The organism is Azospirillum sp. A23 (assembly GCF_042938965.1).
GTDB lineage: Bacteria > Pseudomonadota > Alphaproteobacteria > Azospirillales > Azospirillaceae > Azospirillum > Azospirillum melinis.
Window position 1 is genome coordinate 259,649 of the sequence record NZ_CP170667.1, and the last position, 26,173, is coordinate 285,821.

26 protein-coding genes and 1 tRNA gene are annotated in these 26,173 nt (G+C 68.9%); 16 read left to right on the forward strand and 11 right to left on the reverse strand.

What is annotated here, in order from left to right; translation table 11 throughout:
* Positions 1–77: 77 nt before the first annotated feature.
* From ABNQ40_RS18535 to ABNQ40_RS18555, 5 genes are all read left to right on the forward strand, one after another.
* The gene (locus ABNQ40_RS18535; RefSeq protein WP_109051974.1) at positions 78–1,169 is read left to right on the forward strand and encodes a serine hydrolase; all 1,092 of its coding nucleotides are present in this window, start codon (positions 78–80) and stop codon (positions 1,167–1,169) included.
* A 175-nt stretch (positions 1,170–1,344) separates the two neighbouring features.
* Positions 1,345–3,090: a long-chain fatty acid--CoA ligase gene (locus tag ABNQ40_RS18540; protein ID WP_109051975.1), complete on the forward strand. Its 1,746-nt coding sequence runs from the start codon at positions 1,345–1,347 to the stop codon at positions 3,088–3,090.
* Positions 3,087–3,377 carry an acylphosphatase gene (locus ABNQ40_RS18545; RefSeq protein ID WP_109051976.1) on the forward strand — a complete coding sequence of 97 codons (291 nt, stop codon included), beginning with the start codon at positions 3,087–3,089 and terminating at the stop codon, positions 3,375–3,377. The genes ABNQ40_RS18540 and ABNQ40_RS18545 overlap by 4 nt, the downstream gene beginning before the upstream one ends.
* Before the next feature lie 120 nt (positions 3,378–3,497).
* On the forward strand, positions 3,498–4,358 hold the full coding sequence (locus ABNQ40_RS18550) for a hypothetical protein (protein WP_247880077.1): 861 nt from the start codon (positions 3,498–3,500) through the stop codon (positions 4,356–4,358).
* Complete coding sequence (locus ABNQ40_RS18555) at positions 4,345–4,857, forward strand: hypothetical protein (protein WP_109051978.1); 513 nt, start codon at positions 4,345–4,347, stop codon at positions 4,855–4,857. Before ABNQ40_RS18550 ends, ABNQ40_RS18555 begins: the two co-directional genes overlap by 14 nt.
* Here ABNQ40_RS18555 and lipB read toward each other — a convergent pair.
* A complete protein-coding gene (gene lipB, locus ABNQ40_RS18560; protein ID WP_109051979.1) occupies positions 4,854–5,594 on the reverse strand; it encodes a lipoyl(octanoyl) transferase LipB in 741 nt (246 codons plus the stop codon). The two genes, ABNQ40_RS18555 and lipB, sit on opposite strands and share 4 nt — an antisense overlap.
* 186 nt (positions 5,595–5,780) lie before the next feature.
* Here lipB and ABNQ40_RS18565 point away from each other — a divergent pair.
* Positions 5,781–5,865: transfer RNA gene (locus ABNQ40_RS18565), tRNA-Leu, on the forward strand.
* A gap of 98 nt (positions 5,866–5,963) precedes the next feature.
* Here ABNQ40_RS18565 and ABNQ40_RS18570 read toward each other — a convergent pair.
* Positions 5,964–6,677 (reverse strand): phosphatase PAP2 family protein, encoded by a 714-nt coding sequence (locus tag ABNQ40_RS18570; protein ID WP_109051980.1) that lies wholly within the window; start codon positions 6,675–6,677, stop codon positions 5,964–5,966.
* 386 nt (positions 6,678–7,063) lie between these two features.
* Here ABNQ40_RS18570 and ABNQ40_RS18575 point away from each other — a divergent pair, with 386 nt between their 5' ends.
* Positions 7,064–7,384, forward strand: coding sequence for a hypothetical protein (locus ABNQ40_RS18575; protein WP_109491191.1), 321 nt, complete (start codon positions 7,064–7,066; stop codon positions 7,382–7,384).
* Positions 7,385–7,476: 92 nt separating this feature from the next.
* On the opposite strand, the gene ABNQ40_RS18580 is transcribed toward ABNQ40_RS18575, so the two are convergent.
* Positions 7,477–7,779: an STAS domain-containing protein gene (locus ABNQ40_RS18580; RefSeq protein WP_109051981.1), complete on the reverse strand. Its 303-nt coding sequence runs from the start codon at positions 7,777–7,779 to the stop codon at positions 7,477–7,479.
* Positions 7,780–8,133: 354 nt separating this feature from the next.
* On the opposite strand from ABNQ40_RS18580, the gene mgtE reads away from it, so the two are divergent.
* On the forward strand, positions 8,134–9,561 hold the full coding sequence (gene mgtE / locus ABNQ40_RS18585) for a magnesium transporter (protein WP_109051982.1): 1,428 nt from the start codon (positions 8,134–8,136) through the stop codon (positions 9,559–9,561).
* Positions 9,562–9,690: 129 nt separating this feature from the next.
* Here mgtE and ABNQ40_RS18590 read toward each other — a convergent pair whose 3' ends face one another.
* Positions 9,691–10,647, reverse strand: a complete 957-nt coding sequence (locus ABNQ40_RS18590; RefSeq protein WP_098739029.1) for an acetyl-CoA carboxylase carboxyltransferase subunit alpha — start codon at positions 10,645–10,647, stop codon at positions 9,691–9,693.
* Between the two features lie 193 nt (positions 10,648–10,840).
* On the opposite strand from ABNQ40_RS18590, the gene ABNQ40_RS18595 reads away from it, so the two are divergent.
* Complete coding sequence (locus ABNQ40_RS18595) at positions 10,841–11,593, forward strand: class I SAM-dependent methyltransferase (protein ID WP_109051983.1); 753 nt, start codon at positions 10,841–10,843, stop codon at positions 11,591–11,593.
* Positions 11,594–11,625: 32 nt separating this feature from the next.
* On the opposite strand, the gene aceB is transcribed toward ABNQ40_RS18595, so the two are convergent.
* Together aceB and pspF are read right to left on the reverse strand one after the other, a co-directional pair.
* Positions 11,626–13,260 (reverse strand): malate synthase A, encoded by a 1,635-nt coding sequence (gene aceB / locus ABNQ40_RS18600; RefSeq protein WP_247880078.1) that lies wholly within the window; start codon positions 13,258–13,260, stop codon positions 11,626–11,628.
* Between the two features lie 91 nt (positions 13,261–13,351).
* Positions 13,352–14,371, reverse strand: a complete 1,020-nt coding sequence (gene pspF, locus ABNQ40_RS18605) for a phage shock protein operon transcriptional activator (protein WP_199235429.1) — start codon at positions 14,369–14,371, stop codon at positions 13,352–13,354.
* 179 nt (positions 14,372–14,550) lie between these two features.
* Between pspF and ABNQ40_RS18610 the strand changes: the two genes are divergently transcribed.
* The 5 genes from ABNQ40_RS18610 (at position 14,551) to ABNQ40_RS18630 (ending at position 17,318) form a co-directional block, all read left to right on the forward strand.
* On the forward strand, positions 14,551–14,715 hold the full coding sequence (locus tag ABNQ40_RS18610; RefSeq protein ID WP_199235430.1) for a hypothetical protein: 165 nt from the start codon (positions 14,551–14,553) through the stop codon (positions 14,713–14,715).
* Between the two features lie 17 nt (positions 14,716–14,732).
* A complete protein-coding gene (pspA, locus tag ABNQ40_RS18615; RefSeq protein WP_109051985.1) occupies positions 14,733–15,404 on the forward strand; it encodes a phage shock protein PspA in 672 nt (223 codons plus the stop codon).
* A gap of 81 nt (positions 15,405–15,485) precedes the next feature.
* Complete coding sequence (gene pspB / locus ABNQ40_RS18620) at positions 15,486–15,713, forward strand: envelope stress response membrane protein PspB (RefSeq protein ID WP_109051986.1); 228 nt, start codon at positions 15,486–15,488, stop codon at positions 15,711–15,713.
* 62 nt (positions 15,714–15,775) lie between these two features.
* Positions 15,776–16,177 carry an envelope stress response membrane protein PspC gene (pspC, locus tag ABNQ40_RS18625; protein ID WP_098739034.1) on the forward strand — a complete coding sequence of 134 codons (402 nt, stop codon included), beginning with the start codon at positions 15,776–15,778 and terminating at the stop codon, positions 16,175–16,177.
* A gap of 37 nt (positions 16,178–16,214) precedes the next feature.
* Positions 16,215–17,318, forward strand: a complete 1,104-nt coding sequence (locus tag ABNQ40_RS18630) for an alpha/beta fold hydrolase (RefSeq protein WP_109051987.1) — start codon at positions 16,215–16,217, stop codon at positions 17,316–17,318.
* 56 nt (positions 17,319–17,374) lie between these two features.
* On the opposite strand, the gene ABNQ40_RS18635 is transcribed toward ABNQ40_RS18630, so the two are convergent.
* Positions 17,375–17,503 (reverse strand): hypothetical protein, encoded by a 129-nt coding sequence (locus tag ABNQ40_RS18635; protein WP_256379242.1) that lies wholly within the window; start codon positions 17,501–17,503, stop codon positions 17,375–17,377.
* A gap of 268 nt (positions 17,504–17,771) precedes the next feature.
* Between ABNQ40_RS18635 and ABNQ40_RS18640 the strand changes: the two genes are divergently transcribed.
* Positions 17,772–18,338 carry an MAPEG family protein gene (locus tag ABNQ40_RS18640; RefSeq protein WP_109051988.1) on the forward strand — a complete coding sequence of 189 codons (567 nt, stop codon included), beginning with the start codon at positions 17,772–17,774 and terminating at the stop codon, positions 18,336–18,338.
* Here the strand turns inward: ABNQ40_RS18640 and ABNQ40_RS18645 are convergent.
* Together ABNQ40_RS18645 and ABNQ40_RS18650 are read right to left on the reverse strand one after the other, a co-directional pair.
* Positions 18,277–19,227 (reverse strand): glycosyltransferase family 2 protein, encoded by a 951-nt coding sequence (locus tag ABNQ40_RS18645; protein WP_109051989.1) that lies wholly within the window; start codon positions 19,225–19,227, stop codon positions 18,277–18,279. The genes ABNQ40_RS18640 and ABNQ40_RS18645 overlap by 62 nt on opposite strands.
* The gene (locus ABNQ40_RS18650) at positions 19,224–20,633 is read right to left on the reverse strand and encodes an O-antigen polymerase (protein WP_109051990.1); all 1,410 of its coding nucleotides are present in this window, start codon (positions 20,631–20,633) and stop codon (positions 19,224–19,226) included. The genes ABNQ40_RS18645 and ABNQ40_RS18650 overlap by 4 nt, the downstream gene beginning before the upstream one ends.
* A gap of 352 nt (positions 20,634–20,985) precedes the next feature.
* Between ABNQ40_RS18650 and ABNQ40_RS18655 the strand changes: the two genes are divergently transcribed.
* Complete coding sequence (locus ABNQ40_RS18655) at positions 20,986–22,830, forward strand: right-handed parallel beta-helix repeat-containing protein (RefSeq protein ID WP_247880080.1); 1,845 nt, start codon at positions 20,986–20,988, stop codon at positions 22,828–22,830.
* 131 nt (positions 22,831–22,961) lie between these two features.
* Here ABNQ40_RS18655 and ABNQ40_RS18660 read toward each other — a convergent pair whose 3' ends face one another.
* Together ABNQ40_RS18660 and ABNQ40_RS18665 are read right to left on the reverse strand one after the other, a co-directional pair.
* Positions 22,962–24,311: a heme biosynthesis protein HemY gene (locus tag ABNQ40_RS18660; RefSeq protein ID WP_109051992.1), complete on the reverse strand. Its 1,350-nt coding sequence runs from the start codon at positions 24,309–24,311 to the stop codon at positions 22,962–22,964.
* Positions 24,308–26,077 (reverse strand): COG4223 family protein, encoded by a 1,770-nt coding sequence (locus tag ABNQ40_RS18665; protein WP_109051993.1) that lies wholly within the window; start codon positions 26,075–26,077, stop codon positions 24,308–24,310. The genes ABNQ40_RS18660 and ABNQ40_RS18665 overlap by 4 nt, the downstream gene beginning before the upstream one ends.
* Positions 26,078–26,173: the final 96 nt, after the last annotated feature.

The following is a 26,173-nucleotide window of genomic DNA, read 5'->3' on the forward strand; positions in this document are numbered from 1 at the left end:
CCGGATTTTCATTTGCCGGCCGACGGCCTTCTTATCTGTGAGGACAAACGGAAACGGTGGCGGGGAGCGGACAGGCGATGGGTAAGGACAGGAACGGGGCGGCCGGGGCGGATCCCGAGTTGGCGGTGCTGACCGTGGCGCTCGCCGGCCTGCTGGAGGAGGACAGCGCAAGCCCGGCCCCGGCTTTCACGGCGCTCGTCGCCATCGCCCGCGGCCGGGGCGCCGATGCGGAACCGGTGCGGACGCTGGTGCTGCGGCGGAAGGGGAGGCACAGCGGGGCGGCGGGCGAGGATTTGGCCGACCGGCGCGCTTTGGTCTACAGCCTGACCAAGACCATTCTCGCCGCCGCCGTGCTGCGGCTGGTCGCCCGTGGCGTGGTCGAGTTGGATGGGCCGGCGGAGCGCTGGCTGCCGGAACTGGCCGGACGGCCGGGATCGGTCACCGTGGCGCAGATCCTGACCCACCGCGCCGGACTGCCCGATTATGGCGGACAGGCCGACTATCACGCCGCCGTCGCCGCCGGTGCGGCGCCTTGGAGCGGCGACGAGTTCCTGGCCCGCTGCGGACTGGAGGGGCCGCCGGTCGGCAGCTTCGCCTATTCCAACATCGGCTATCTGCTGATCGGCCGGCTGCTGGAGCGGGCGGGCGGCGCTCCGCTGGCCGAGGTTCTGGCGCGCGAGGTCTTCGCGCCGCTCGGCCTCGCCAGTGCGTCGCTGCTGCGTGACCGCGCCGACTTCGACGGGCTGTTCTTCGGGCCGAGCCCGACCTTCGGCGGGGCCGCGGTGGCGGAGGCCTATCATCCCGGCTGGGTGTCGCATGGGGTGGTGGCGATGACGGCGGCGGACGCCTGCCGCCTCATTCACGGTTTGACCGAGGAGTATCTGCCTGGCCTGTTGCTGCGGCGGATGCGCGATGGGCTGCCGGTAGGCGGGCCGATGGGCGGGCGTCCCTGGGTCGAGCCATCCTATGGGCTGGGGATGATGGTGGAGCTTGATCCGGCGGCCGGTCCTTACTGGGGCCACACCGGCGGCGGTCCGGGGGTGACGCCGGCAGCCTACCACGCGCCGGGGCCGGTCCCGGTCTCCGTCGCCGTCTTTCTGGATGGCGAGGACGGCAACCTCGCCGAATGGATGGCGGTGGAGGTGCTGCACCGGCTGCGCAGTCGATAAGGGAGCACGGCACCACATCCTCCGCTTGTTCATGGCCTGCTTGTTCATGGGTATCGCGATCCCATCTCCTCTCCAGGGGACAATTCCCCGCTTCCCGGCGTAGGCTTGGGGGAGAAGACGGTGCCGGACGAAACCGGCAACCGGGAGCAAGAACCAATGGGGGAGGAACCGCGCGATGGGAGATGCCGCCCGCAAGCTGCCCGATTATCCATGGCTGGCCTCGTACCCGCCGACGGTGGACTGGGCGATGCCGATCCCGGTCCGGCCGCTGACCGAACTGCTGGAGGGGGCGGTCGCCCGCCATGGCGACAAGCCCTGTCTGAATTTCCTCGGCAAGCGCACCAGCTACCGTGAGTTGGGCCGGCTGGTCGACCGCGCCGCCCGCGGCTTCCAGGCCATCGGGGTGGGGAAGGGGACGCGGGTCGGGCTGTTCCTGCCCAACACGCCCTATTACGTCGTCGCCTTCTTCGCCATCCTGAAGGCCGGCGGCACGGTGGTGAACTTCAACCCGCTCTATGCCGAACGCGAACTGGTCCATCAGATCGGCGACAGCGACATAGACCTGATGGTCACGCTGGACCTGAAGCTGCTCTATGACAAGATGGCGCGGATGCTGGCCGAGACCGGATTGAAGCGGCTGGTGATCTGCCGCATGGCCGACATCCTGCCCTTCCCGAAGAACTGGCTGTTCCCCATCGCCAAAAAGGCGGAGATCGCCGCGATCCCGCGCGACGACCGCCACATCCCCTTCGCCAAGCTGATCGCCAACGACGGCCGGCCGAGCCCGGTCGCCATCGATGCGCGCGAGGACGTGGCGGTTCTGCAATACACCGGCGGCACCACCGGCGTGCCGAAGGGCGCGATGCTGACCCACGCCAACCTCTACGCCAACACCATCCAGTGCGCGACCTGGTACGCGGCCAAGGAGCGCAAGCCGGGGGAGGTCGGTGCGGAAGACGGGCAGGAGCGCATGCTGGGCGTGCTGCCGCTGTTCCATGTCTTCGCCATGACCGCGGTGATGAATTTCGGCCTTCATCTGGGGGCGGAGATCATCCTGCTGCCGCGCTTCGAACTGGAGCAGGTGATGCGCACCCTGCAGAAGGAGCGGATCACCCTGTTCCCGGCCGTGCCGACCATCTACACGGCGATCAACCATCACAAGCACCTGAAGGACTACGACCTGTCCTCCATCCGCTTCTGCATGTCAGGCGGGGCGCCGCTGCCGCTGGAGGTGAAGGAGGCGTTCGAGCGCACCACCGGCTGCACGCTGGTGGAAGGCTACGGACTGTCGGAATGCTCGCCCGTCGCGACGGTGAACCCGGCGGTGCTGCATGCGACCAAGAAGGGCTCCATCGGCCTGCCGCTGCCCGGTACGATCATCGAGATCGTCAGCCTGGAGGAGCCGCGCCGCGTCCTGCCCCCCGGCGAGAAGGGCGAGGTCTGCATCCGCGGGCCGCAGGTGATGAAGGGCTATTGGCGCCGGCCGGCCGAAACGGCACAGACGCTGATCGACGGGCGGCTGCACACCGGCGATGTCGGGATCATGGACGAGGACGGCTACACCACCATCGTCGACCGCATCAAGGACATGATCCTGTGCAGCGGCTTCAACGTCTATCCCCGCAATGTGGAGGAGGCGATCTACCTGCACCCCGCCGTCGCGGAATGCGTGGTGGCCGGCGTGCCGGACGAGTATCGCGGCCAGACGGTCAAGGCCTATGTCCGGCTGGACGACGGCCAGAGCCTGACCGCCGAGGCGCTGATCGCCTTCCTGAAGGACAAGCTGTCGCCCATCGAGATGCCGAAAGTCGTGGAATTCCGCCAGGAGCTGCCCAAGACCATGATCGGAAAACTATCGCGCAAGGCCCTGCTGGACGAGGAGCAGGGCAGGCGTACCGCGGCAAAGGATGGCGCCGCATGAGCGCGGTGGACCGGAAGGCGGTGCGTGTCCGCATCCAGGGCAAGGTGCAGGGGGTGTGGTATCGCGGTTGGACCGTCGACCGAGCCGGTACGCTCGGCCTGACCGGCTGGGTGCGCAACCGCAGCGACGGCACGGTGGAGGCCCTGTTCGCCGGTCCCGCCGACGCCGTCGACCGCATGGTGGAAGCCTGCCGCCGCGGTCCGCCGTCGGCCATCGTCCGCGACGTGGTGTCCGAACCGGAGCAGGATCCGGGCATGGCCGGATTCGAGCAACGGCCGACGGCGTGAGCCCCGCGTTAGCCTTCCGCTAACCATGACGGCGGCATGCTGGCGGTGAATGCGGGTTTTGGGCCTTGTGGTTGAGGGGCGACGGCCGGGATGACCGCCAGCAAATCGGATGTAGCCGGGATGAAGGCCATGCTCACCGGTGTCTTCGCCAAGGCGGCGAAGGCCAAGGACAAGGCTGGCCGCAAGCCGGGGGCCGTCCCGGCTCCGAAATCCTCCACTGTGCCGGGGCACGACCCCGCCGTCCGTCTCAGCCTGGGGCCGGCGGCGGTGGAGGATGCGCCGGCACGCCCGTTCCAGGCTCCGGCGGGTGATGATGATCTTGCCGACCGGCTGGAGCCAGCGATCCGGGCGCTGGCGCGCGATCTGGGGCGGCTGCTGACCGCCTTCGGGATGGACGGGAGCGAGGCCGCGGCGGCGGAGACGGCGCTGGTCGTCCGCTTCGGAGATGTGGAGCGCCGGGCCGCCGTCGCGGCGCTGGATGGTCCGGCGGGCGCGTTGCGGCCCTTGGCAGACGATGTCCGGCAGGAGGTGGCGGTTGAGCTGAGCGGGATCGGCCTTGTCCTGTGCGATGGGACGGCGGGCTTGCGGTTGGACGGTACGGCTCTTGCGCTGGCGCGGGTGCCGGCGGAGGAGAAGGGGGAGGGGCTGGCCGCCATGCTCGGCGCCCTCCGCTCCGCCATACGGCCGGGCAAGGGGCTGACGGTCGAGACCGACCGGATCGCCATCGACGATCTGGGCCGGGTGATGGAGATGCTGACCGCGGCGATGGCCGCGCCGCCGCAGGGGCTGGAAGGCACGGTGACGCTGTCGCCCTCGGGTGCGCCCGCCGGCGGCGGAGCCATGGAGCTGTCGCTGACGCTTTCCGGCCGGCTGGGAGAGGCGGTCGCCCCTGCACCGCCCGAACGCAAGCCGGCAAAGGAGCGGCCGCCTGGCGATGTGGTGGGCGAGGTGAAGGAGCGTGGGTTCGATGTCCGGATTTGATGTGCGGTTCCTGGCGGTCCTCTGCTTGTGCGCATTGACGCTGCCGGGGGCCGCCCCGGCGCTGGCCGGTGCGCTGGAGCGGACGGAGCCCGGCCATCAGGCGCCGCCGCAGCCGGGGGGCAACCTGCCCATCGCGCCGCCCATCGTGCAGTATGCGCTGCCGTCGCAATGGATGACGATCCGCTCCAAGGAGGACTGGCGCAAGGCCGGCACCTTCGAGAAGGAGCTGAGCAAGGACTGCGCCGCCCTGCGCTTCAGCGAGATCGAGCCGATGCGCTTCCGCGCCTATTACAAGGGCGAGGTGCTGGGCGTCGCCTTCGGCCATGGGCTGAACCTGCACGACCCCGGCAAGAAGGCCGACCGCAAGAAGATCTACCTGTTCCGCAACGGCGATTCGACCAACTGCACCGTGCAGTCGATGGACAACAAGGACCCGCGCGTGAACCCCGCCGCCAACCAGGCCGCCACCCCGGCCGCCGGCGGGTTCAAGAAGTATTAGGCCCCGCCCTCCTCCCCATCCCGCATCCCCCCGCCGAACACCTCCGGCCAGGCCGCGATCAGGGCCGAGTCCACATCCTCCATCGTCACCAGCTGGCCCAGCGCCACGATGGAGGTGACGCCATGCTCGGCGATGCCGCAGGGGACGATGCCGCCGAAATGCGACAGGTCGGGCTCGACGTTCAGGGCGATGCCGTGGAAGCTGACCCAGCGGCGCACCCGCACGCCGATGGCGGCGATCTTGTCCTCCTGCCCCTTCAGCCCGCCATAGGGCTGCTTGTCGACCCAGATGCCGACGCGCCCTTCGCGCCGCTCGCCCTTGATGTTGAAGGAGGCGAGCGTGCGGATGATCCACTCCTCCAAATCGCGGACGAAGCCGCGGATGTCGGCGCCGCGCGCCTTCAGGTCCAGCATGACGTAGGCAACCCGCTGTCCCGGCCCGTGATAGGTGTACTGGCCGCCGCGGCCGCTGCGGTAGACGGGGAAGCGGTCCGCCTCCAGCAGATCCTCGTCGCGCGCGCTGGTGCCGGCGGTGTAGAGCGGCGGATGTTCCAGCAGCCAGACCAGTTCCGGTGCCGTGCCGGCGCGGATCGCCTCGACGCGCGCCTCCATCTCGGCGATGGCGTCGGGGTAGGGCACGGGCTCGTCGGAGATGCGCCACTCGATCGGCTGGCGCGGGGGGGAACTATCGGGCTGGCTGGCGGAAAGGCTGGCAGGCTGGCTGGTCAGGGAGGTCATTCGATGGGGTCTCTGGCGCTATGGGCGGCGGTGCCGGCAAGGGTCTCGTGGGACCGGCCGGAGGGCCGTTCCGAATTTTTCTTCGCAGATGATGATTGTAGCGCTTGATCGACCGTCGGGAAGCTGATATCTACCCGCTCCACCCGATGAGGCGCGCAAGCGAGCGTCGGGGACTACCAGCCTGATGCGGTCGTGGCGGAATTGGTAGACGCGCAGCGTTGAGGTCGCTGTGGGGCAACCCGTGGAAGTTCGAGTCTTCTCGACCGCACCACTCTCCCATGCAGATGGGACCATCCCGGGGATACGGGAAAGACGAAAGGCCCGCAGGTCGTAAGACCGAGCGGGCTTTTTCGTGTCCGGGCTCCCGTATCAGCCGGCCAGCGCGTGCAGCAGCTTCGATGCTCCGCCCGCGGCGCGGCGGACATCCTCGAACAGCACCATCATCTCGTAGATCGCCAGGAAGGCGCCGCTGTAGAACCAGGGGCGCCAGCGTTCCTCGATCCAGGTGACCAGCCGGTGAACGCCGTCCATCGGCAGCAGCCGGGCGACGGCCACGGCGCTGAGGATGCCCAGCAGCGCACCGCCGGTGACGTCTCCGGGGTAATGCAGGCCGAGATAGACCCGCGGCAGGGAGATCACCAGCGCCGCCCACAGGCAGGCCAGCAGTCCCCACGGGCGGGAGGCGCGGACGAAGGTGGCGGCCAGTGCGAAGCCCAGGGCGGCATTGTCGCTGGGGAAGGAACTCCAGTTCTTCAGCGCCTCGCGGCTCTGGCCGATGGGCGGGACGAAGGGCAGGCCGGCATCGTGCAGCGGTCGGGGCCGGGCCGGCATCACCGCCTGGATCAGGATGGATGCCGCCACCGCCAGCACAACGGCGGCGATGGCGTCCACCACCAGCCGGCGTCCGCCCTGCGTGTCCTCCCGGCGGAACCAGAGCCACCACAGCGCCGCGCTGAACAGGCCGAGCTTGACCGGATAGATATTGGCGATCCCGCGCACCGCCATGTCCAAGGCCGCGCTGTGCCCGGCGAACTGGTTCAGCCAGAGCAGCAGCGTCTGGTCGAGACGATGCAGCGACTCCACACAGCGTCTCCTCTGCTGGACGGGGCAGGGGAAAGTGTTGCGGTTCTATGACAGGGGCGGTCAATGGAGCATCGGAAGGCGCCATCCGGGTCGGGGCGGCGGCTTCGGGGTGCCCCCTCCCGCCGATCCTCGCCGCCGTTGCCGGGATATCCACTGCGGCTGGCGGGCAGCCGGTGCTTTCATGAGATGGTGCAGTATTTAATATCGCCTTTGATAATATAAAGAAAATGCTATCGTCAAAATGATGCCGGAAGAGAATGATCTGGCCAGGATTCATCTGGACTGCTCTTGCTGCCTATCGAAAGTGGTAATATCCTACGCTGCGAAAGACGGAATGGATGGCGATACGCCAAACCATTCAAGATACGGATTGCATGGGGGATTTGATGGCGACTGTCGTAATGATGAAGCACCCGCAGACGGGGCTTACCAAGAAGGGGCTGGTCGGGTTCAGCTGGACCACACTGTTCTTCGGCGGCTTTCCCGCCCTGTTCCGCGGCGACTGGGGAATGGGGCTTCTCCTGACGCTGCTGGCCTTCTTCACCGGTAACATTTCCAGCATCATCGCCGCGTTTCTCTACAACAAGAGCTACACGTCCAAGCTGATCGAAAAGGGCTACGTCTTCGCCGATACCGAGGCGCTGAACAGCCTGGCCCGCGCCAAGCTCGGCGTCGAGGCGGCCGCTGCGGTCCCGAACCCGACCTGATCGGCCCTGACGGATCGATCTCGGAAGTTGAAAAGACGACGGGCGGCGCACGGTACGGCGCCGCCCGTCGTCTTTTCAGCTTTTCGTCTTTTTCAGCGGAACTCGATGTAGCGGTCCAGCGCGGCGCGGCGCAGCGCGCGGACGATGTGAGGGGGTGCGCCGCTGGCGACGATGTGGCCGCCGGCCTCCCGGCAGCGGTTGGCCAGGATGAACATCATCCCGATGGCGGCGGAATCGATGAAGGTGACGAAACGCAGGTCGATCCGGACCACCGGGTTGGCTGCGAAATCCCAGTCGCGCAGCATGTCATGGAAGCGGTTGCCATCCTCATAGGTGCAGCGGCCGGACAACAGGATGCCGTCGCAACCGTCGACAGTGGTGAAGGCATACTCCATCGGCCCGTCCAGTCCCTCTCCCCATGATGCGGCGCCTGCGATGCGCCGCCGGCCCATGGGAGCATGAAGGGTTGCGGCGGTGCAAGGGTATGGTGGCAAAAGCGGCGGAACCGGCCGGGCCGTGCCGAAGCGGGCTGGACAAACCGGGGCGACGCCTCTATGTCGGGGTCGCTTCCGCCGACACCGGTCCCGCTCCTGTGCAGCGGGCTTCCGGAACCGGCCGGAAGGCTTCCACAACCCGCAAACCCTGAACGCCGCCGGCCACCGTCCGATGTCGCGGAGCCGTCCGCCGTTTCCTTGCCGCCACTTTGGCTCGGCATCCGGGGATTGCATCGTCGAAGGGAGGGTGCCGGCATGCACACCGATCCCCATGCACCGGTTCCGCGGACGGACGGCGCCGCCAACCCCCATGGCCATGCCCAGGAGGTGGAGGACGAACGCCGCTACGGCGTCGAGCCGGAGTTCGTGGAGGAGATCGCCGGCCTGCTGCGCGCCCGCGAGCGCGATGCCGTGCTGGCGCGGCTGGACGGGCTGCATGCCGCCGACATCGCCGACCTGATCGAACAGGCGGAGCCGGCCGAGCGCGCCGACCTGATCGACCTGCTGCCCACCGAACTGGATGGCGAGGTGCTGTCCTACCTGAACCCGGACCTGCGCGAATCGCTGATCGGTCGGTTCGAGCCGCAGGAACTGGCCGACGCCGTCGCCGACCTCGACACCGACGATGCGGTGGAACTGATCGAGGATCTGGACGCGGAGACGCGGGCGCAGATCCTGGCGAAGCTGCCCGATGCCGAACGCGCGCTGGTTCAGGAGAACCTGACCTACGACGAGGACAGCGCCGGCCGCATGATGCAGCGCGAGCTGGTCGCGGTGCCGGAATTCTGGACGGTCGGCAAGACCATCGACTTCGTCCGGGCGGCGACCGACACGCTGCCGGAGGATTTCTACGACATCTTCATCGTCGACCCGATGCACCGGGTGGTCGGGGCCGTGCCGCTGTCGCGCCTGCTGCGCCAGCGCCGTGCCGTGCGCATCGCCGATCTGGTGACCGGCGAGGTCGACGCCATCCCCGCCACCATGGAGCGGGAGGAGGTGGCGAACCTGTTCCGGCAATATGCCCTGGTCTCGGCCCCGGTGGTCGATGCCGCCGGCCGGCTGATCGGCGTCATCACCGTCGACGACGTCGTGCGCATCATCGACGAGGAGGCGGACGACGACCTGCGCAAGCTGAGCGGGTCGGGCGACACCGGCGTGTTCAGCGGCATCGGCGACATCGCCCGCAGCCGTGTCGGCTGGCTGACCATCAACCTCGGCACCGCCTTCCTGGCCTCGGGGGTGATCTCGCTGTTCGAGGGCACCATCGAGCAGATCGTGGCGCTGGCGGTGCTGATGCCCATCGTCGCCTCGATGGGCGGCAATGCCGGCACCCAGACGCTGGCCGTCGTCGTCCGCGCATTGGCGACGCACGACCTGTCGTCGGCCAACGCGATGCGCGTGGTGGGGAAGGAACTGCTGGTCGGGTTGATCAACGGCGGCATCTTCGCCGTGATGGTCGGGCTGATCGCGTTGGTCTGGTACGGCCCGCTGATCGGCGTCGTCATCGGACTCGCCATGATCATCAATCTGGTCGTGGCGGGCCTGAGCGGTGCCCTGATCCCGCTGGGGCTGGAAAAGCTGGGGGTGGATCCGGCGGTGTCGAGCGCTGTGTTCCTGACGACGGTGACGGACGTCGTCGGGTTCCTGGCGTTCCTCGGACTGGCTTCGGTGTTCCTGCTGTAGGGAGCAGGATGGGGGGCAATGGCGCCCGCTGCCTTATCCATTCCCCGCCCCGCTCGACCGAGGTGCGGGCCGAACGCGGGGAAGGGTGGAAAAGGGTAGAGGAATGGAGAGGCGGGAAAGGGCCGGGCCTCAGCCCAGCCCCTTCTGCCCCATCTCCAGGAACTTCTCGCGGCGCTTGGCGCGCAGGGTGACGCCGTCCAGCCCGTCCAGCTCGCCCAGCGACTCCTCGATGCAGTCGCCCAGCTTCCTGATCGTCTCGGCCGGGTCGCGGTGGGCGCCGCCGATGGGCTCGCTCACCACATGGTCGATGACGCCCAGCTCCTTCAGGTCCTGGCTGATCAGGCGCAGCGCGATGGCCGCCTCGCCCGCCATGTCGGAACTGCGCCACAGGATCGACGCGCAGCCTTCCGGCGAGATCACCGAATAGATGGCGTGTTCCAGCATCAGCACGCGGTCGGCGGTGGCAATCGCGATGGCGCCGCCCGAGCCGCCTTCGCCGATGACCGAGGCGACCATCGGCACGTTCAGCCGCAGGCAGCGCTCGATGCTCTTGGCGATGGCCTCGGCCTGGCCGCGCTCCTCCGCCTGGACACCAGGGAAGGCGCCGGCGGTGTCGACCAGCGAGACGACCGGCAGCTTGAAGCGGTCGGCCAGATCCATCAGGCGCTGGGCCTTGCGGTAGCCTTCCGGCTTCGCCATGCCGAAATTGTGGCGGACGCGCGTTTCGGTGTCGTTGCCCTTTTCCTGGCCGATCACCACCACGGACCGGCCGCGGAAGCGACCCAGACCACCGATGACCGCACGGTCCTCGGCGAAATGGCGGTCGCCGGCCAACGGCGTGAAGTCCTCGATCAGACCATGCACATAGTCCAGGCAGTGCGGCCGATTGGGGTGGCGGGCCACCTGAACCTTCTGCGCGGGCGTGAGCTTGGCGTAGGTCTGCCGCAGGAGCTTGTCGACCTTGGCCTGCAGCTTTGCGACCTCGTCGGCGATGTTGATGTCGCCGGCGTTGGTCAGGTGCCGCAACTCCTCGATCTTGCCTTCAAGCTCGGCGATCGGCTTTTCGAATTCCAGGAAGGTCTGCATGCCGGACACAGGTGGTTGGCGAGGCGCACGAAAAATCGCGCGCTTGGTAGCACGCCCGGCGCGCCTGCGCCACAGCGGAAAGATGCGGGTCACCCTGGGAAGGGTTCCGCGACGAACCCACAGGGTTTATCCTCATCCGCCGGAAAATTCCAAGCCTAATCGTTGTCCCGGTTGATCGAGGCGATCCCATCCCATGCGTTCCTTCAAGGACCATTTTTCCGGCCATGCCGGCGATTACCGCGCCTTCCGCCCGACCTATCCGCCTGGATTGGCCGCCGCCCTGGCCGGTGCGGCGCCGGGGCGCGGGCTGGCCTGGGACGTCGGCTGCGGCAACGGGCAGTTCTCCGTGGCGCTGGCCGGCCACTTTGCGGCGGTCCAGGCTACCGACGCCAGCGCGGAGCAGATCGCCCAGGCTGAAGCGCACGATCGCGTCCGCTATGCCGTCGCCCCGGCGGAGGAAAGCGGCCTGCCCGACGGCTGCTGCGACCTGATCGTCGCGGCGCAGGCGGCGCACTGGTTCGACCTCGGGCGCTTCTATGCCGAGGTGCGGCGGGTGTCGAAGCCGGCGGCGGCGGTGGCGCTCGTCTGCTACGGACGGCAGTGGCTGGACGATCCCGTGCTGGACCCGGTGGTGGAGCGATTCCACAACGGCACGCTAGGGCCTTACTGGCCGGCCGACCGCTGGAAGGTGATCGAGGGCTATCGCGGCATGGACTTCCCGTTTCCGGAACTGGCGGTGCCGCCGCTGGCGATGGAGGCGGTGTGGCCGCTGGCGCGGCTGCTCGGCTACATGAACACATGGTCGGGGGTGAAGGCGGCGACCAGGGCGCTGGGCGGCAACCCGCTTGAGGATTTTGCCGAGGAGATCGCGCTGCTGTGGGGCGATCCGGAAACGGAGCGGCAGATCCGCTGGCCGCTGACGGTCCGGCTGGGGCGGGTGGGGTAGGGGGCGCTGCGTCCCCCTGCCGCGTTGTCCCTTTACGCCCCCTCCGCCACCACGCGTTCATAGGCCGGCAGGGTCAGGAAGTCGGTGAAGTCCTCCCGCGCCACCAGATCGCGGAACAGCGACGCGGCGTCGGCATAGCGGCCTCCGGCATAAGCGTCGGCGCCGACGCGGGTCTCCCAGGCCGACAGCTCTTCGGCGACGATGCGGTCGACGAGGTCCAGCGTCACAACCCGCCCGTCGTCCAGCGCGGTGCCGGTGTGGACCCACTGCCAGACCTGGGTGCGGCTGATCTCCGCTGTGGCGGCGTCCTCCATCAGATTGAACAGCGGGACGCAGCCCTGGCCGCGCAGCCATGCCTCGATATAACCGATGCCGACCGCCACGTTGTTGCGCAGGCCCGCCTCGGTCTTCGGCCCGTCGGGCACCGCCAGCAGATCGGCGGCGGTGACGGTCACGTCGGTGCGCTTGCGGGCGATCTGGTTCGGCGTCGGCATGTAGGCGTCGAACACCTCCCGCGCCACCGGGACCAGTCCGGGATGGGCGACCCAGGTGCCGTCATGGCCGTTGGACGCCTCGCGCTCCTTGTCGGCGCGCACGCGGGAGAAGGCGACCTCGTTGGCCTCCGGGTTGTCCTTCACCGGGATGAAAGCGGCCATGCCGCCGATGGCCGGCGCGCCGCGGCGGTGGCAGGTCCGGATCGCCAGCTGGCTGTAGGCGGACAGGAAGGGGGTGGCCATCGTCACCTCCGCCCGGTCGGGCATGACGGCGGCGGGGTCCTTGCGGAACTTCTTGATGAAGCTGAAGATATAGTCCCAGCGCCCGCAGTTCAGGCCGGCGGAATGCTCGCGCAGCTCATACAGGATCTCGTCCATTTCGAAGGCGGCGAGGATGGTCTCGATCAGCACCGTCGCCTTGATCGAGCCGTGCGGCAGGTGGAGATACTCCTCCGCCACCAGGAAGACCTCACGCCACAGCCGCGCCTCGAAATGGCTTTCCAGCTTGGGCAGGTAGAAATAGGGGCCGCTGCCGCGCGCCAGCAGCTCCTTGGCGTTGTGGAAGACATGCAGGCCGAAGTCGAACAGCGCGCCCGACATCGGTTCGCCATCCATCAGCACATGGCGCTCCTCCAGATGCCAGCCGCGCGGCCGGACCTTGAGCACCGCGGTCTTGTCGCTGAGGCGGTATTTCTTCCCGCTAGCGGGATCCTCGTGGGTGATGGTCCGGCGCACCGCGTCGCGGATGTTGATCTGCCCCTCGACCAGATTGGTCCAGGTCGGGCAGGTGGCATCCTCGTAATCGGCCATGAAGACTTTGGCGCCGCTGTTCAGCGCGTTGATGACCATCTTGCGGTCGACCGGTCCGGTGATCTCCACCCGGCGGTCGAGCAGATCGACGGGCAGCGGGCTGATCGTCCAGTCGGCCTCGCGGATCGCGCGGGTTTCCGGCGGGAAGTCGGGCTTGTGGCCCTGGTCGAGCAATGCCTGCCGCTTGGTCCGCACATCCAGCAGCCGCAGCCGTTCGCCGCCGAAGCGCCCCTCCAGCTCCGCCAGGAATGCCATTGCCTCCGGCGTCAGGATCTCCTCGAAACCGGCGTTGATCGGACCGCGGACCTCGAGGCCTGAAATGACTTGGCTTGAAATGGCTGGGCCGGACATGCTGGTGGCCATCGTGCTGCTCCCCATCCCGTAGCGTGGCGAACCGCTCTCTCGGCGGTTGGGCATCCGGTATAGCACGGGAAACGGATGGTCCGGGGACGGCCTAAGGTCGCAGATGGGCCGGCGGGATCAGCCCATGCTTCTTCAGCATGCCGCGCAGCTGATGGTAGCCCAGCCCCAGCGACTCGGCGGTCTGGCGCTGGTTGAAGCGGTTGCGCTCCAGCGCTTCGCGCAGGATCGACGCCTCGAAGGCGCGGACCTGATCGAGGATGCCGCCGTCGAAGGAGGGGACGGGGGCGTTCGCCTGGGGAGACGCCGCCTCCGGACGGGCGGTCGGGGCGGCGGCCGGACGCCAGGGCGACTCGAAGGGATCGAGGACGATGTGGTCGAGCGGCTCGTCGGGGTCGGCGGCGGCGACGGAGCGCTCCACCGCGTTGCGCAGCTCGCGCACGTTGCCGGGCCAGTCATGGCCGCGCAGCCGGTCGAGTGCCGCATCGGTGAAGCCGGGGAACAGCGGACGTTGCAGTTCGCGCACCATGCCCAGCGCGAAATGCTCGGCCAGCGGCGGAATGTCGTCGGGGCGGGCGCGCAGCGGCGGCAGGGTCACCACGTCGAAGGCCAGCCGGTCCAGCAGGTCGGCGCGGAAGCGGCCGGCGGCGGCCAGCGCCGGCAGATCGGCGTTGGTGGCGCCGACAACCCGCACATCGACGGTGGCGGTGCGGCCGCCCACCCGCTCGATCTCGCCATACTCGACGGCGCGCAGCAGCTTTTCCTGAACGGCGGGAGAGGCGGTTGCGATCTCGTCGAGGAACAGGGTGCCGCCGTCGGCCTGCTCGATCCGGCCGATCTGCCGGCGGGTGGCGCCGGTGAAGGCCCCGGCCTCATGCCCGAACAGTTCCGAATCCAGCAGCGACTCCGGCAGGGCCGCGCAGTTCACCTTGATGAAGGGACGGTCCCACCGCTGCGACAGGTAGTGCAGCCGGGCGGCGATCAGTTCCTTGCCGGTCCCGCGCTCCCCGATCACCAGCACTGGGCGTTCCAGCGGCGCCACCCGCGACACATGGGTGAGCGTGGCGAGGAAGGCCGGCGATTCACCGAGAAGGGAGGGCGGAGTGACTGTCATCGTTGATTTCGCCATGAGTTCGCCGATCTGGCGATGATATCGCCTGAATGGCGATACGGCAACGGATGGATCCTGCTGGTCCCGAGCGCCGAACGCCCAAGCGCTTCAACGGGTTGGTTGCCTTTCGGCGGAATTGGCACGGCGGTTGCGATAGCTCTGTCATGGCAAGGAGGTCATCCATGAGCGACTTCAGCGATTTCCGCCGCCGCTACGGCGGTGACCGCTTCAACGCTTCGCAGGGGCGCCCGCTGGCGCGCCGCGTGCGCAACTATCTCGCCACCCGGCCGGCCGAAAGCTGGCTGTTCTTCTTCGCCGGCATCGTCGCCGGCGCCATCCTCGGCTGATTGACGGGACACGTATCATGAGCATCTTTTCGCGCCTGACCGACATCGTGCAGTCGAACCTCAACTCCCTGCTCGACCGCGCCGAGGAGCCGGAGAAGCTGATTCGCCTGATCATTCAGGAGATGGAAGACACGCTGGTCGAGGTGCGCTCCTCCACCGTCAAGATCATCGCGGAGAAGAAGGAGATCGAGCGCCGCGTCGCCGATCTGCGCCGCGAGCGCGACGAGTGGGACCGCAAGGCCGAGGTGGCGCTGACCGCCGGCCGCGAGGATCTCGCCAAGGGCGCCCTGATGGCCAAGTCGAAGGTCGCCGAGCAGGCCGACATGCTGACCGAACAGCTGGTGCAGGTCGAAGCGGCCCTGTCCAAGGCCAACGAGGACATCGGCCGCCTGCAGGCCAAGCTGGCCGACGCCAAGGCCCGCGAGAAGGCGCTGGTGGCCCGCACCCAGACTGCGGCCAACCGCGTCAAGGTGCGCGGCGCCCTGCATGACGAGCGCATCAACGAGGCGCTGTCGCGCTTCGAGCAGGTCGAGCGCAACCTGGACGAGCTGGAGGGCCGCGTCGAGTCCTACGACATCGGCCGCACCAAGAGCCTGACCGAGGAGATCGCCGAGCTTGAGGCGAGCCAGAAGGTCGAGGAGGATCTGGCCGCGCTGAAGGCCCGTGTCGCTGCCCGCCGCAACGGCTGACGGCGGATCGGACCCGGCCGCCGGGGTGGGGCTTCGAGGCCCCACCCACTCCCCTCACGACAATAAGAAGGCCCGACGACCATGGGGTTCCTGGGTTTCGTCCTTGCGGTGCTGTTCCTGGTGGTGGTGGCGCCGGTCTGGATCGTCTTCCACTACATCACCAAATGGCGCTCGCAGCGCGGGCTGTCCGCGCAGGACGAACGGCTTCTGGCCGAACTGTGGGAAATCTCCAACCGGCTGGAGACTCGCGTCCATGCGCTGGAACGCGTGCTGGACGCCGAGGCGCCGAACTGGCGCAACAAGCTGTGACGGTGGTTCGCCGGCTGTAGCGCGCCTTTTCAGGCTGTGTCATTCAATTCTTGGGAGGAGTCATGGACCGCGCGTCCCCCTACGACTCGCCGAATCCGCACCGGCTCTACCGCGACCCGCAGCGCGGGGTGCTGGGTGGGGTGTGCACGGGCATCGCCGATTACTTCGGGATGCAGCCGGGCGTCGTCCGGCTGGCGATGCTGGTCGCCCTGTTCTTCTTTTCGGTGCCGCTGGTGATCGCCTATGTGATCGCGCTGATGGTGCTGCCGGTGCGTCCGCCGCAGCTGTACCGCGATGCCGAGGAAGAGGCGTTCTGGCGGACGGTGTCGACCAAGCCCGACCGCACGCTCGCCGGTCTGACCCAGCGCTTCCGCGACATGGAGAAGCGGATCGTCGGGATGGAAGCCTACGTCGCCTCGAAGGAATTCGAGTTGAACCGCGCGATCCGCGATCTGGACCGCTGACCGTCCGGGACATTTTTCCGGATTATGGAGCGCCGACATGACCCGTTTTTCCCACCTCGCGCTCTTTGCGCTGGCTGTTGGGGCGCTGGCGGGTCCGGTTCGGGCCGAGTCGCCGTCCGTCGGCTTCCAGAAACTGTCGCTGCCGGCAACGGAGCGGCACCGGGCGCTTGAGGTTGCGGTCTGGTATCCGGTGGAGGCGGCGGGAGAAACCACGATGGTCGGCGACACGCCGGTCATGGTGGGGATGGCGTTGCGGGTCGGCGCTCCGCCGCAGCCGGGGCTGCATGCGCTGGTGGTGCTCTCCCACGGCTATGGCGGCAACTGGACCAACCAGCAATGGCTGGCCGCCGATCTGGCGGCACGGGGCTATCTTGTCGCCGCCCCCAACCATCCCGGATCGACCAGCCGCGACATGGCCCCGCCGGGCGCCAGCATGCTGTGGAAGCGTCCGGGAGATATCAGCCGGGTCATCGACTGGATGAACGAGGATCCCCGCTGGTCCGGGTCGATCATTGCCGGACGGGCGGCGGTGATCGGTCATTCGCTGGGGGGATGGACCGCCGTGGCGCTGGCGGGAGGGCGGTTCGAGCCGTGGCGTCATGAGACCGCCTGCAAGGCCCACCCGCTGATGGCGGCTTGCGGACCGGAGATCGGCGCGCTGGATGGCGGCTCACAGGCTCCGGATTCTCAGGCTCCGGATTCTCAGGGCTGGGCGTCGACCGCGTTGGCGGATGGGCGGGTCGCGGCGGTGGTCACGCTCGATCTGGGACTGGCGCAGGGCTTCGACCCGGTCAGCCTCGGCAGGATCGACAAGCCGGTCCTGGTCGTCGGCGCCGCTCCGGGAAATCCGAAAATGCCGGCTGAGTTGGAGTCGCGCCATCTGGCGGCACTGTTGCCGGGCGAAAGGACGCGCGGTGTCGAAATCGCCGATGCCAGCCATTTCAGCTTTCTCGGCATCTGCAAGGAGGGCGCCGTCCCGCTGCTTGAGGCCGCAAGGCCTGGGGATGGAATGATTTGCCGCGATGGCAACGGGCACGGCCAGGGCACCGATGCCAAGGAGATGCGCAACCGGGACGCCATCCACCGTCAGGTGTCGGAACTGGTCGTCGGCTTCCTCGGCTTAGCGATGCCGCCGCAGTAAGGCGGCGACCACCGTCATCACAGGCAATCGATCAGAGATCGGATCGGCCGGTGACGTCAGCGCCGCTGGCGGCGCCGGTCGCGGACGCGGATCGGAATCGGTTTGGGTGTCGGCATCGTGGCGATCAGACCGGCCAACGCCGCAGCCGTCGCCACCGCACCACCGAGCAGAACGAGATCCATCATAGGCCCTCCACCATCGAGATCCCCGCGTTCACCCACATGGTGAAGCAGATGGTTACAACATGGTAGCGAAAAGAGTGACTGACAACATCTCCGACACTGCGGTCGCCCCCAGGTCACACCGGTAGGGGACACCCGCGGCGGCGTCCAGGCCTTGATCCAAATCACGGACTGAGCCGTTATTGGTCGAAAGGACAGAGCGCCGTCTTTTCCAGATGGGAAGGGGCAGGCCCTTTGTCCAATCCCCGGCCTTTGACGGAGCCCTGCCCCGATGTCCGACAGCAGCCTTCAGCAACGCGCCCCCCGCCGGCGCAAATCCCTGCTCCGCGGTGCCCTGATGCTGAACGGGGCGGCGGTCGTCGTGACCGCGCTGCTGTTCGTCCTGCTGCTGTCGCTGGTGGCGCCGCCGATGGGGCTGAATGCGCCCGGTGCGCGGATGGCACTGTTGGCCCGGCTGGCGCTGTGGCCGGCGCTGCTGCTGTTCGGCATGGTCGTCGGCGTGATGGCGATGCGCGGCCGCACCCAGGCCTTCAACCCGATCGAGGATCCCGAGTCGCGCGGCCAGCGCGTCTGCCAGCGGGTGCTGGCCAACAGCGTGGAGCAGTCCGCCATCTTCGTGCCGGCGCTGGCGGCCCTGGTCGCCACCCTGCCGCAGCCCTCGCTGGGAGCGGCGGTGGTGGCGACCGGGCTGTTCGTGCTGGGGCGGCTGCTGTTCTGGGCGGGATATCTGGTGCATCCCTTCGCGCGGGCGCCGGGCATGGCGATGACGCTGACCGTCAATCTGATCGTGCTGGGCTGGGCCGTTCTGTTGCAACTGGGCGGGATGCAGCCCGGCTGACGGGCTTGTCCGCGGCTGGGGCGCTGGCCGGAGCCGCGGTCTTCGCCAGATGCAGCCAGCGGTTATAGGCCTCCACACTGACCGGCGCCCGGTGCTTCCGCCCGATGCGGACGATCTCCGGCAGGGCCAGCAGCACCTTCAGATCGGTCAGGCGTGGGCCGTTGCGCAGGTTCTTCCAGCTGTTGCCGGCCCAGCTGCGCGCCAGCCGCCACGCCATCAACGACGACGGGCAGCGCGCCACCTCGCGGATCAGGTCGTTGCGGTGGTTGTAGAAGCGCTCCATCCCCGGCTTGCGGCCCTTCTCGCTCTTGTCGTGGTAGACCATGACGTCGGGCAAGGCGACGACGCGGTAGCCGGCGCCGACCAACCGCAGGCAGCGGTCCTTCTCCTCGCCCTGGCGGTAGAGCTCCGGCATGTAGAGACCGACCTGCTCCACGGCGCTGCGCCGCAGCAGATGGCCGCAGCCGACATACCAGGGAACGTCGAAGGGAGCGGCGCCCCTGGGGAAATAGACCAGCCCGTCGCGCGTCTCGATGTTGCAGGCGACGGCGGCGACCTCCGGATTCTCATCCAGATAGGCGACGCAGCGGGCGAGACCGTCCGGATCCTCGAACCAGCTGTCGTCGTCGACAGACAGGATGCAGTCGCCGGTGGTGTTCACGAAACCGAAGTTGCGGGCCAGGATCAGCCCGCCATTGTGCGGCTGGCGGACGTAGCGGACGGTGGGGAACTCCGCCCGCATCATGGCGCCGGTGCCGTCGCTGGAGCCGTCGTCGATGACGATGATCTCCGTCGGCGGGGTGGTCTGGTTCATCAGCCGGGTCAGCGCGATGCGCAGCTCCGGCCCGCGGTTGTAGGTGGCGATGACGGCGCTGACGCTCAGCGTCATGACGGCCTCCTTCCGACGTAATTGGGCGGTGCCACCACCGGGCGAAGCGGGTCGTCGTCCAGGATGCCCCAGGCGCGGAGCGCGCGGGTCAGCCCGATCCACAGCAGGATCGGCAGCAGCGAGAAGAAGCCGAACTTCACGATGGTGATGTTGCCGTCGCGGAACCATTGCAGGCACAGCGGCAGGAAGGCGCAATAGAACAGCACGGCATAGCGGTTGCGGAACCCGCTGGTCCAGAACCAGCGGTGCAGGCGGCCGAGGATCAGGCCGACCACCACCATGGTGACGATCATGCCGATCCAGCCGGCGCTCATCCAGCCGTCGCCGGGCAGCGAGGTGGTCAGGTTGTAGAAGACGCCGTAGTCGTTCAGGTCCACCCATTTCACCGGCGCGCCCACGGGCTTGCCCGGCCACAGCAGGCGGGGGATCGGTTCGGTGAACAGCTGCAGATACTGGGTGAACCAGGTGTAGGTCGCAGATTGCTTCGGCACCACCCACAGGATGTAGGCGAGGAAGTCGAAGTTCGCCAGATCCTGGCCGGCCAGCGCGTCGAGCGCCCGGCCGCTGCCGCTGCCGCCGTTGAACTTCAGCAGGACGGAGGCGGGCGCGTCGCCGGCCAGCACGTCGCGGAAGGCGTCGCGGTTGTTGCCCAGCACGGTGAACAGCCCCATCACCGGGATGGCGGCCAGCACATGCCACAGCCGGAACCATTTGGTGCGGCTGCGGTACAGCATCAGCAGCACCAGCCCGAGGATGCCCATGATGATGGCCCAGCGGCCCCAGCCCAGATAGGCGCGGTAGGCGACGAAGCCGGCGAAGGGGATGAAGGACAGCGGGTGGAAGCGGCAGACCCAGATCAGCCCCAGCGTCAGCGGCAGGCCCATCGAATGGGCTTCCGCGATATAGCCGGTGGTGTTGGTGTAGATCGGCTGGCCGGTCAGCGGGTCGCGCTCCATCTGCACGTCGCCGGTGCCGTCGAAGCTGGCGCCGCCCTGGCGCTGGACCGCCGAATAGATGGCGAGCGGACCCAGCAGCGCCGCGGTGGTCAGGAAGGCGACGATGTCGACGCGGTCGAAGGTGAAGGCCGGCGCCGGCTCGCCGTTCGGGGTCCAGTCGGGCCGGACCAGCCCTGCCCAGATGCAGGCGGCGGAAAAGGCGATCAACGCCACCGAACTGACCACCAGCGTCATGACGAACTGCTGCTCGCTCGGCCAGAATCCCATGAACAGCCAGACATCGTCGAAATGCTGGGTGTGGACCAGGATCGGCCGCATGACGAAGACCAGGGTGTGGAAGATCAGGTACAGCGTCAGCGGATGGAACATCGACGCGCTGCCGGAGCTGAGGTACACCGCAGTCACCAGCACCAGCACCAGGACCTGCGCGATCAGCGCCATTTCGATCATCGGCAAACCGTCCCCGGTTGTAGGCTCCGCCTGGACAGACGGGCGATCCGCAGGCAAACGGGTACGACCGGCCGGTCAGGCTAGGATGAAAAGCCAGCCTATACGTCCCGTCCCGGTCGGGCAGGTGTGCAGAGGGCGTGGCCCCTTCGCACCCGCACACCCCCTTCGCGCTTTTGCCGGTGCGGGTGGCCTGGGTCAGTCTCCCCCCTTCGGCGGCATCTGCCGCTGTCTTTGAGGAGGTTCTCCCATGTTCCGTTCCCAACCTCGTCTTCGGAGTGGAGCGGCCCAAATCCTGCCTCGGGTTCTGCTGACTTCAGCGTTTCTGCTGACTGCCGCCGGATGGGGGCCGGTTATGGCAGCGGATACGACCTTCTACGTCTCGCCCACCGGCAATGACCGCTGGTCGGGACGCCTCTCGCAGCCGTCGGCCGACGGGCGCGACGGTCCGTTCGCCACACCGGCCCGTGCGCTGGCCGCCGCCAAGGGAAGCGGCCCGGCGACCGTGCGGCTGCATGGCGGCACTTATCGGCTGACGGCGCCGCTGGTGGTGGATGCGTCGCTGCCGGGGCTGCGGCTGGCCGCGGTGGAGGGCGAGCAGCCGGTGCTGTCGGGGGGCGAGACGGTCGGCGGCGCGCAGACGGCCAACGGCGTGCTGTCGGCGCCGCTGGCGCGCGATCCGGCGCTGGACGTGTCCATCGGCGGTCCCGGTGAAAGGTTGCGCCTGGATGCGGCGCGCAGCGGCGACTTCATGCCCGGCGATCCGCGCAGCGGCTGGTTCCCGGCCAAGGCGGTGCAGTCCGATCCCAAGAGCCAGGGGAGCAAGCGGCAGATGCGGCTGCCTCCCGGCGTGCTGAAGGCCGGATGGGCCGGTCCGGGGGTGCGGGCGCAGGCGCTGGACCGCGAACGGCTGTCCGACGACCTGCTGGGGGTGGTGTCGGCCGATCCCGGCGGGCTGCTGAGCTTCGACGGCGACGGGCAGTATCCGTACCGCGACGGCTCGACCGTGCGGCTGCTCGGCCATCCCGACTTCCTGACGCGGCCGGGCGAATTCGCCTGGGACGCCAAGGCCAAGCGCCTGCTGGTCAAGCCGCCGACCGGGCTGAACGCCGCGGGGGCGGACCTCGTGGTGGCGCGGCAGCCGGTGCTGCTGCGGCTGGACAATGCCCGCAACGTGTCGGTCGAGGGGCTGACCTTCACCGACGTGCCGTGGGACGGCAATGCGGTGGTGGTGAAGGGCGGCAGCGGGGCCAGGGTCTCCGGCAACCGCTTCACCCTGGTCGGCACCGCGGTGATGCTGGACGGCGCCAGCCGGACCGAGGTGTCGGGCAACCGGATGGAGCATCTCGGCCGGTCCGGCGTGGTGCTGGCACCCGGCAGCAGCGACAACCGCATCCTCGCCAACCGCATCAGCGACATCGGCGAGGTGCGCTTCTTCAGCGGCGGCGTGATGGGCGCCGGCATCCGCAACACGCTGATCGCCCACAACGACATCCGGCGGTCTGCCCGTTACGGCATCTCGATCAAGAACTGGAACCCGCAGACGGTGAACAGCGACAACACCATCGAGTTCAACCGCATCCGCGACACCTCGCGCCAGACCGCCGACGCCGGGGCCATCGAGATGTTGGGCCGCAGCGGCAACGACACCCGTAGCGTCGTCCGCTTCAACGACATCCGCGACACCGGCGGGCTCGCCACCGATGCGCAGGGGCGCTGGCTGGCCCGCTACAAGGGCTTCGGCATCTATCTCGACGACATGACCAGCGGCGTGACGGTGCAGGGCAACCTGCTGGAGAACACCGGGATGGCGGCGATCTTCCTGCATGGCGGCGACAACAACCGGGTGGCCGACAACATCACGGTGATGAATGACGGCAAGGACCGCTTCCTGCGGCTGGAATGGGTGCCCAGCGCCGGACAGGCCGGGCGGATGCACGGCAATGTCGCCGACGGCAATGTCGTGGCCGGCCCGTCGCCGAAGGAGCAGCTCGTCAACAGCCTGTCGGGCGGCGAGTACCGCATCGACAACACCCGGCTGGAGAGTGCCGCACCCGTCGCGGAGGCGGCCGGTGCCTCCGCCGCCGCCAGGGCAGCGGCTCCGCCGGCCAACGCGCCTGCCGGGGGGCGTCTGCTGGACCGTCTGCTGGCGATGAAGGAACTGCCGCTGGACCGTGTCGGACCGGAGGGGATGCGTTAGGGCTGCGAAGCAGATGGGGAGATCGCAGGCGCAGTGGACGGGAGACCGCTGACGCCTGCGACTGTCCCTCAAAGAAAAAGCGCCCTTCCCGGTGGGGAAGGGCGCTTTTCCTCGTGCGTTGCAACGATCCCTTACGCGGTTGCCGGACGGGCCAGCGCCGGGGGGATGTCGGTCGGTTCCATCACCGGGACGGCCACCGTCGGGGTCTTCCAGGTCAGGCTGTCGAAGGCGCCGCAATGGCCGCACAGGCCACCCCAGTTGTGGCTGACCGCCCCGCAGGAGCTGCAGGTCCACACCGGATCCTCGGGTGCGTTGGCGGCCTGGGCCAGCCAGTCCTTCGCCGCCTCCTCGTCATGGCGCTCGCCGCGGTCCAGCTCGGCCATCAGGCGATAGGCGCGGCGGGTCGGGCCGATCTCCATGGCGCGGTTCAGGTGCTGGCGCGCCTCGCCCCACAGCTGGGCCTCGATGGCGGCCTGGGCGACGGCGAGGTGGGACTCGGCCGAATCGGGGGCCTGACGCACCAGCTTCTGGAACAGACGCACGCGGGTCAGCGCGTCATAGCTGGAAACGATGGTCCGGTAGATGTCGGCCAGTTCCGGGTGCGGCGCGTGGCGCCACGCCCGCTCGACCACCTTGGCGGCCGGCTTCAGCCGGTCGGCGGCGACCTGGAGACGGGCCAGACGCACGGCGGCGGGGGCGAAGCCCGGCATCATGTCGTGCGCCGCCTGGGCGTGCGACAGGGCGGCGTCGGCACGGCCGCGGCGCTCCGCCTCGAAGCTGCGCTCCAGCAGCAGGACGGCGCGGTGGCGGCGGCCCTCCTCGGTCGGGATGGCCCCGCTCTGAATAGCCTGCTGCAACGTGCCCTCGGCGGCAGCCCAGTCGCCGGCCTGCGCCTCCAGGTCATAGAGCGTGCCGAGCAGCCAGGGCGTGTTGGGCTGGAGCCCGCGCGCCTTGCGGGCGAGGTTCAGCGCCTCCACCCGGTCGCCCGACTTGATCGCCTGGGTCAGCAGCCCGCGCATGCCGAGGAAGGCGGTTTCCGGCCGCTCCAGCATCGCTTCGAAATACTGACGGGCGGCGCGCTCGTCGCCCTGCAGCTGGGCGGCCTGGGCCGACAGCAGCATGGTCAGCGGCGGCTCGTTCAGCAGGCCATCGGCCTTGCGCGCCATCTTGCGCGCTGTCGGCGCGTCGCCGGCGGCGATGGCGACCATGCCCTGGGTCAGGGCGCGGTAGCCGCGTTCGCGGCGGCGGGCCCGGCTGTGGCGGCGGATGCGCTGCGGCGTGCGGATCATGCCGCGGAGCAGGCGGTAGCCCAGCGCCGCGATGCCCAGCGCCGCCAGCGTGACCAGCAGGGCGACCCAGAAGGGCGCCTCGACGGCGTAGCCCAGCCAATGGACGCTGACGGTGCCGGGACGGTCGGCAAGCCAGATCGCGGCGGCGATGACCACCGCGACCTTCAGAAGGAACCAGAGGGCGCGGATCATTGGGCCGTCCCCTTCCCGCCGGCGGCGGTGGTCATCAGGGCGATGGCGCGGTCGTTCAGCTGGCGCGCGGCCTGATCGGCGGCCACACGCGCCTTGGCGTCGGCCAGCCACGGCGCGGCGGTCTGGGCGGCCGGACCCTGGAGGGTCGACAGCTCTTCCACCGCCTTGGCCAGATTGCCGGCGGCGAGAGCGGCCTCGGCACGGGCGACGACGGCGTCGGCGGTGGTGCCGACCACCCCGCCGCCCTCACGGCGCACGGTGACCAGGGTGGACAGCTTGCCGACAGCCGAGTCGATCCAGCTGTTGCCCTCGCCGCGGATTTCGGCACGGACGATCTCGCCGGCCAGCGGCTGGAAGCGGTCGGTCAGCTGGGCGCGGGTCGGGATGCCCTTGGCGGCATAGGGCGCCACGGCGTCGAGCGGCTGGGTGACGCCGGCATCGGCGATGTTGAGCGCACGGACGGCCTGGAGATCCTGCTGGAACGGCTGCCCGCCCGACAGCGAGGCGCGCAGCTGACCGGCGGCCAGCACCAGCGCCTGGGCGGCGGTGGCGGCATCCTGCCGCTCGCTGACGGCTTGGTTGACGCTGGTGACCTGCTGCTTGAGCGCATCGACCTCGCCACGCAGCTCCTGCGCGGCCTGAGCGTTGCCGGAGGCGGCGGTGACCTTCTGCTCCAGGGCGGCGAGGCGGTCGGCCAGCGCCTTCTGGGCTTCGGCGGCGCTGGCGGCGGCGCCGGTGTCCGGGGTGGCGGCCGGGCGCTTCTCCAGTGCGTCGATCCGCTGGGTCAGTGCGGAGACGTCGACGCCTGCGCTGCCGTTGCCGGCGACAGCGGCCGGGCGCTGCTCCAGCTTGCCGATGCGGTCGGCCAGCTGCTGGATCTGCGACCGCAGCGCCGGATCGGCCGGAGCGGGCGCGCCGCCGGAGGCGGCGGGCGGCGGGGATGCCGGCCAGCCGGGCAGGGCCGGACCCCACCAGGGCTCCGACAGCGCGGCGGCGCCGACGAGCAGGGCCACGACCGACAGGGCGGTGGCGAAACCGCCGCCGGAGCGCGGCTCCTCGATATAGGACGGGGTCGGGGCGATGGTCGGACGCACCGGCTCGGCATCGGCGCTGCGGCTGTAGCCCGCGCTGCCGGTGGTGCCGGAGGGCGTCCAGCTGGTGGTCGAAGAGGTCGTCTTCGTCCCGTCCGACTTGATGGAATCCGTCTTCGTGTCTTCGGCCTTCTCCGCGTCGCTCTTCGGCAGGTCACCGAGGCTGTCGGTGGCGCCGATGGGCGTGGCCGGCGGGATCAGGGCGTCGGCGGATTGCAGCTCGGTCACCGCACCGGCGGTCGCGCCGGGGGCCGGGGTGTCGGCGCCGGAAATGGTGCCGGGAATGGTGTCGGCCGGGGAGGCGGCCGGGATCGGTTCGACCACCGGAACCACGTCGATCGTGGTGACGGGCACGCTGGCGGGCGGGGTGATGACGGCGGCTGCGGAGGCATCCGTCGGACGGTCCTCGCTGGGAGTCGCCGCGTCCAGGTCGGCGTCGTCCAGCTTGATGCGGTGCTTGGCGGCGGCGGCACGCAGGTCGGCATGGCGGGCCAGCGGGATGGCGCCGCGCTTCTTCCAGCCCTGGACCGTCGTCACCGGGGTGTCCAGCTTGTGGGCCATCGGGCGGATGCCGCCGAAACGTTCGACGATGCGGTCGACCGCCGCATTGCCGGTGCTGGCGCCGTCGCCGTCACGGTCGGTGCCGGGGCGTTCGGAGCCTGGACGAGAGGTCATGGGCTGTACCTTCGGTTCGCTGTTGTTCGTTGTAACGTCACAGCCCCCTGACCGGTCCCCCTCGTCCCCCGTACGGCTGACCCGACCATCCGGAAG

Coding starts and splice junctions, on each gene's coding strand:
- ABNQ40_RS18535 (WP_109051974.1), top strand. CDS start 78: ATGGGTAAGGACAGGAACGGGGCGGCCGGGGCGGATCCCGAGTTGGCG.
- ABNQ40_RS18540 (WP_109051975.1), top strand. CDS start 1,345: ATGGGAGATGCCGCCCGCAAGCTGCCCGATTATCCATGGCTGGCCTCG.
- ABNQ40_RS18545 (WP_109051976.1), top strand. CDS start 3,087: ATGAGCGCGGTGGACCGGAAGGCGGTGCGTGTCCGCATCCAGGGCAAG.
- ABNQ40_RS18550 (WP_247880077.1), top strand. CDS start 3,498: ATGAAGGCCATGCTCACCGGTGTCTTCGCCAAGGCGGCGAAGGCCAAG.
- ABNQ40_RS18555 (WP_109051978.1), top strand. CDS start 4,345: ATGTCCGGATTTGATGTGCGGTTCCTGGCGGTCCTCTGCTTGTGCGCA.
- lipB (WP_109051979.1), bottom strand. CDS start 5,594: ATGACCTCCCTGACCAGCCAGCCTGCCAGCCTTTCCGCCAGCCAGCCC.
- ABNQ40_RS18575 (WP_109491191.1), top strand. CDS start 7,064: ATGGCGACTGTCGTAATGATGAAGCACCCGCAGACGGGGCTTACCAAG.
- ABNQ40_RS18580 (WP_109051981.1), bottom strand. CDS start 7,779: ATGGAGTATGCCTTCACCACTGTCGACGGTTGCGACGGCATCCTGTTG.
- mgtE (WP_109051982.1), top strand. CDS start 8,134: ATGCACACCGATCCCCATGCACCGGTTCCGCGGACGGACGGCGCCGCC.
- ABNQ40_RS18590 (WP_098739029.1), bottom strand. CDS start 10,647: ATGCAGACCTTCCTGGAATTCGAAAAGCCGATCGCCGAGCTTGAAGGC.
- ABNQ40_RS18595 (WP_109051983.1), top strand. CDS start 10,841: ATGCGTTCCTTCAAGGACCATTTTTCCGGCCATGCCGGCGATTACCGC.
- aceB (WP_247880078.1), bottom strand. CDS start 13,260: ATGGCCACCAGCATGTCCGGCCCAGCCATTTCAAGCCAAGTCATTTCA.
- pspF (WP_199235429.1), bottom strand. CDS start 14,371: ATGACAGTCACTCCGCCCTCCCTTCTCGGTGAATCGCCGGCCTTCCTC.
- ABNQ40_RS18610 (WP_199235430.1), top strand. CDS start 14,551: ATGAGCGACTTCAGCGATTTCCGCCGCCGCTACGGCGGTGACCGCTTC.
- pspA (WP_109051985.1), top strand. CDS start 14,733: ATGAGCATCTTTTCGCGCCTGACCGACATCGTGCAGTCGAACCTCAAC.
- pspB (WP_109051986.1), top strand. CDS start 15,486: ATGGGGTTCCTGGGTTTCGTCCTTGCGGTGCTGTTCCTGGTGGTGGTG.
- pspC (WP_098739034.1), top strand. CDS start 15,776: ATGGACCGCGCGTCCCCCTACGACTCGCCGAATCCGCACCGGCTCTAC.
- ABNQ40_RS18630 (WP_109051987.1), top strand. CDS start 16,215: ATGACCCGTTTTTCCCACCTCGCGCTCTTTGCGCTGGCTGTTGGGGCG.
- ABNQ40_RS18635 (WP_256379242.1), bottom strand. CDS start 17,503: ATGATGGATCTCGTTCTGCTCGGTGGTGCGGTGGCGACGGCTGCGGCG.
- ABNQ40_RS18640 (WP_109051988.1), top strand. CDS start 17,772: ATGTCCGACAGCAGCCTTCAGCAACGCGCCCCCCGCCGGCGCAAATCC.
- ABNQ40_RS18645 (WP_109051989.1), bottom strand. CDS start 19,227: ATGACGCTGAGCGTCAGCGCCGTCATCGCCACCTACAACCGCGGGCCG.
- ABNQ40_RS18650 (WP_109051990.1), bottom strand. CDS start 20,633: ATGATCGAAATGGCGCTGATCGCGCAGGTCCTGGTGCTGGTGCTGGTG.
- ABNQ40_RS18655 (WP_247880080.1), top strand. CDS start 20,986: ATGGCAGCGGATACGACCTTCTACGTCTCGCCCACCGGCAATGACCGC.
- ABNQ40_RS18660 (WP_109051992.1), bottom strand. CDS start 24,311: ATGATCCGCGCCCTCTGGTTCCTTCTGAAGGTCGCGGTGGTCATCGCC.
- ABNQ40_RS18665 (WP_109051993.1), bottom strand. CDS start 26,077: ATGACCTCTCGTCCAGGCTCCGAACGCCCCGGCACCGACCGTGACGGC.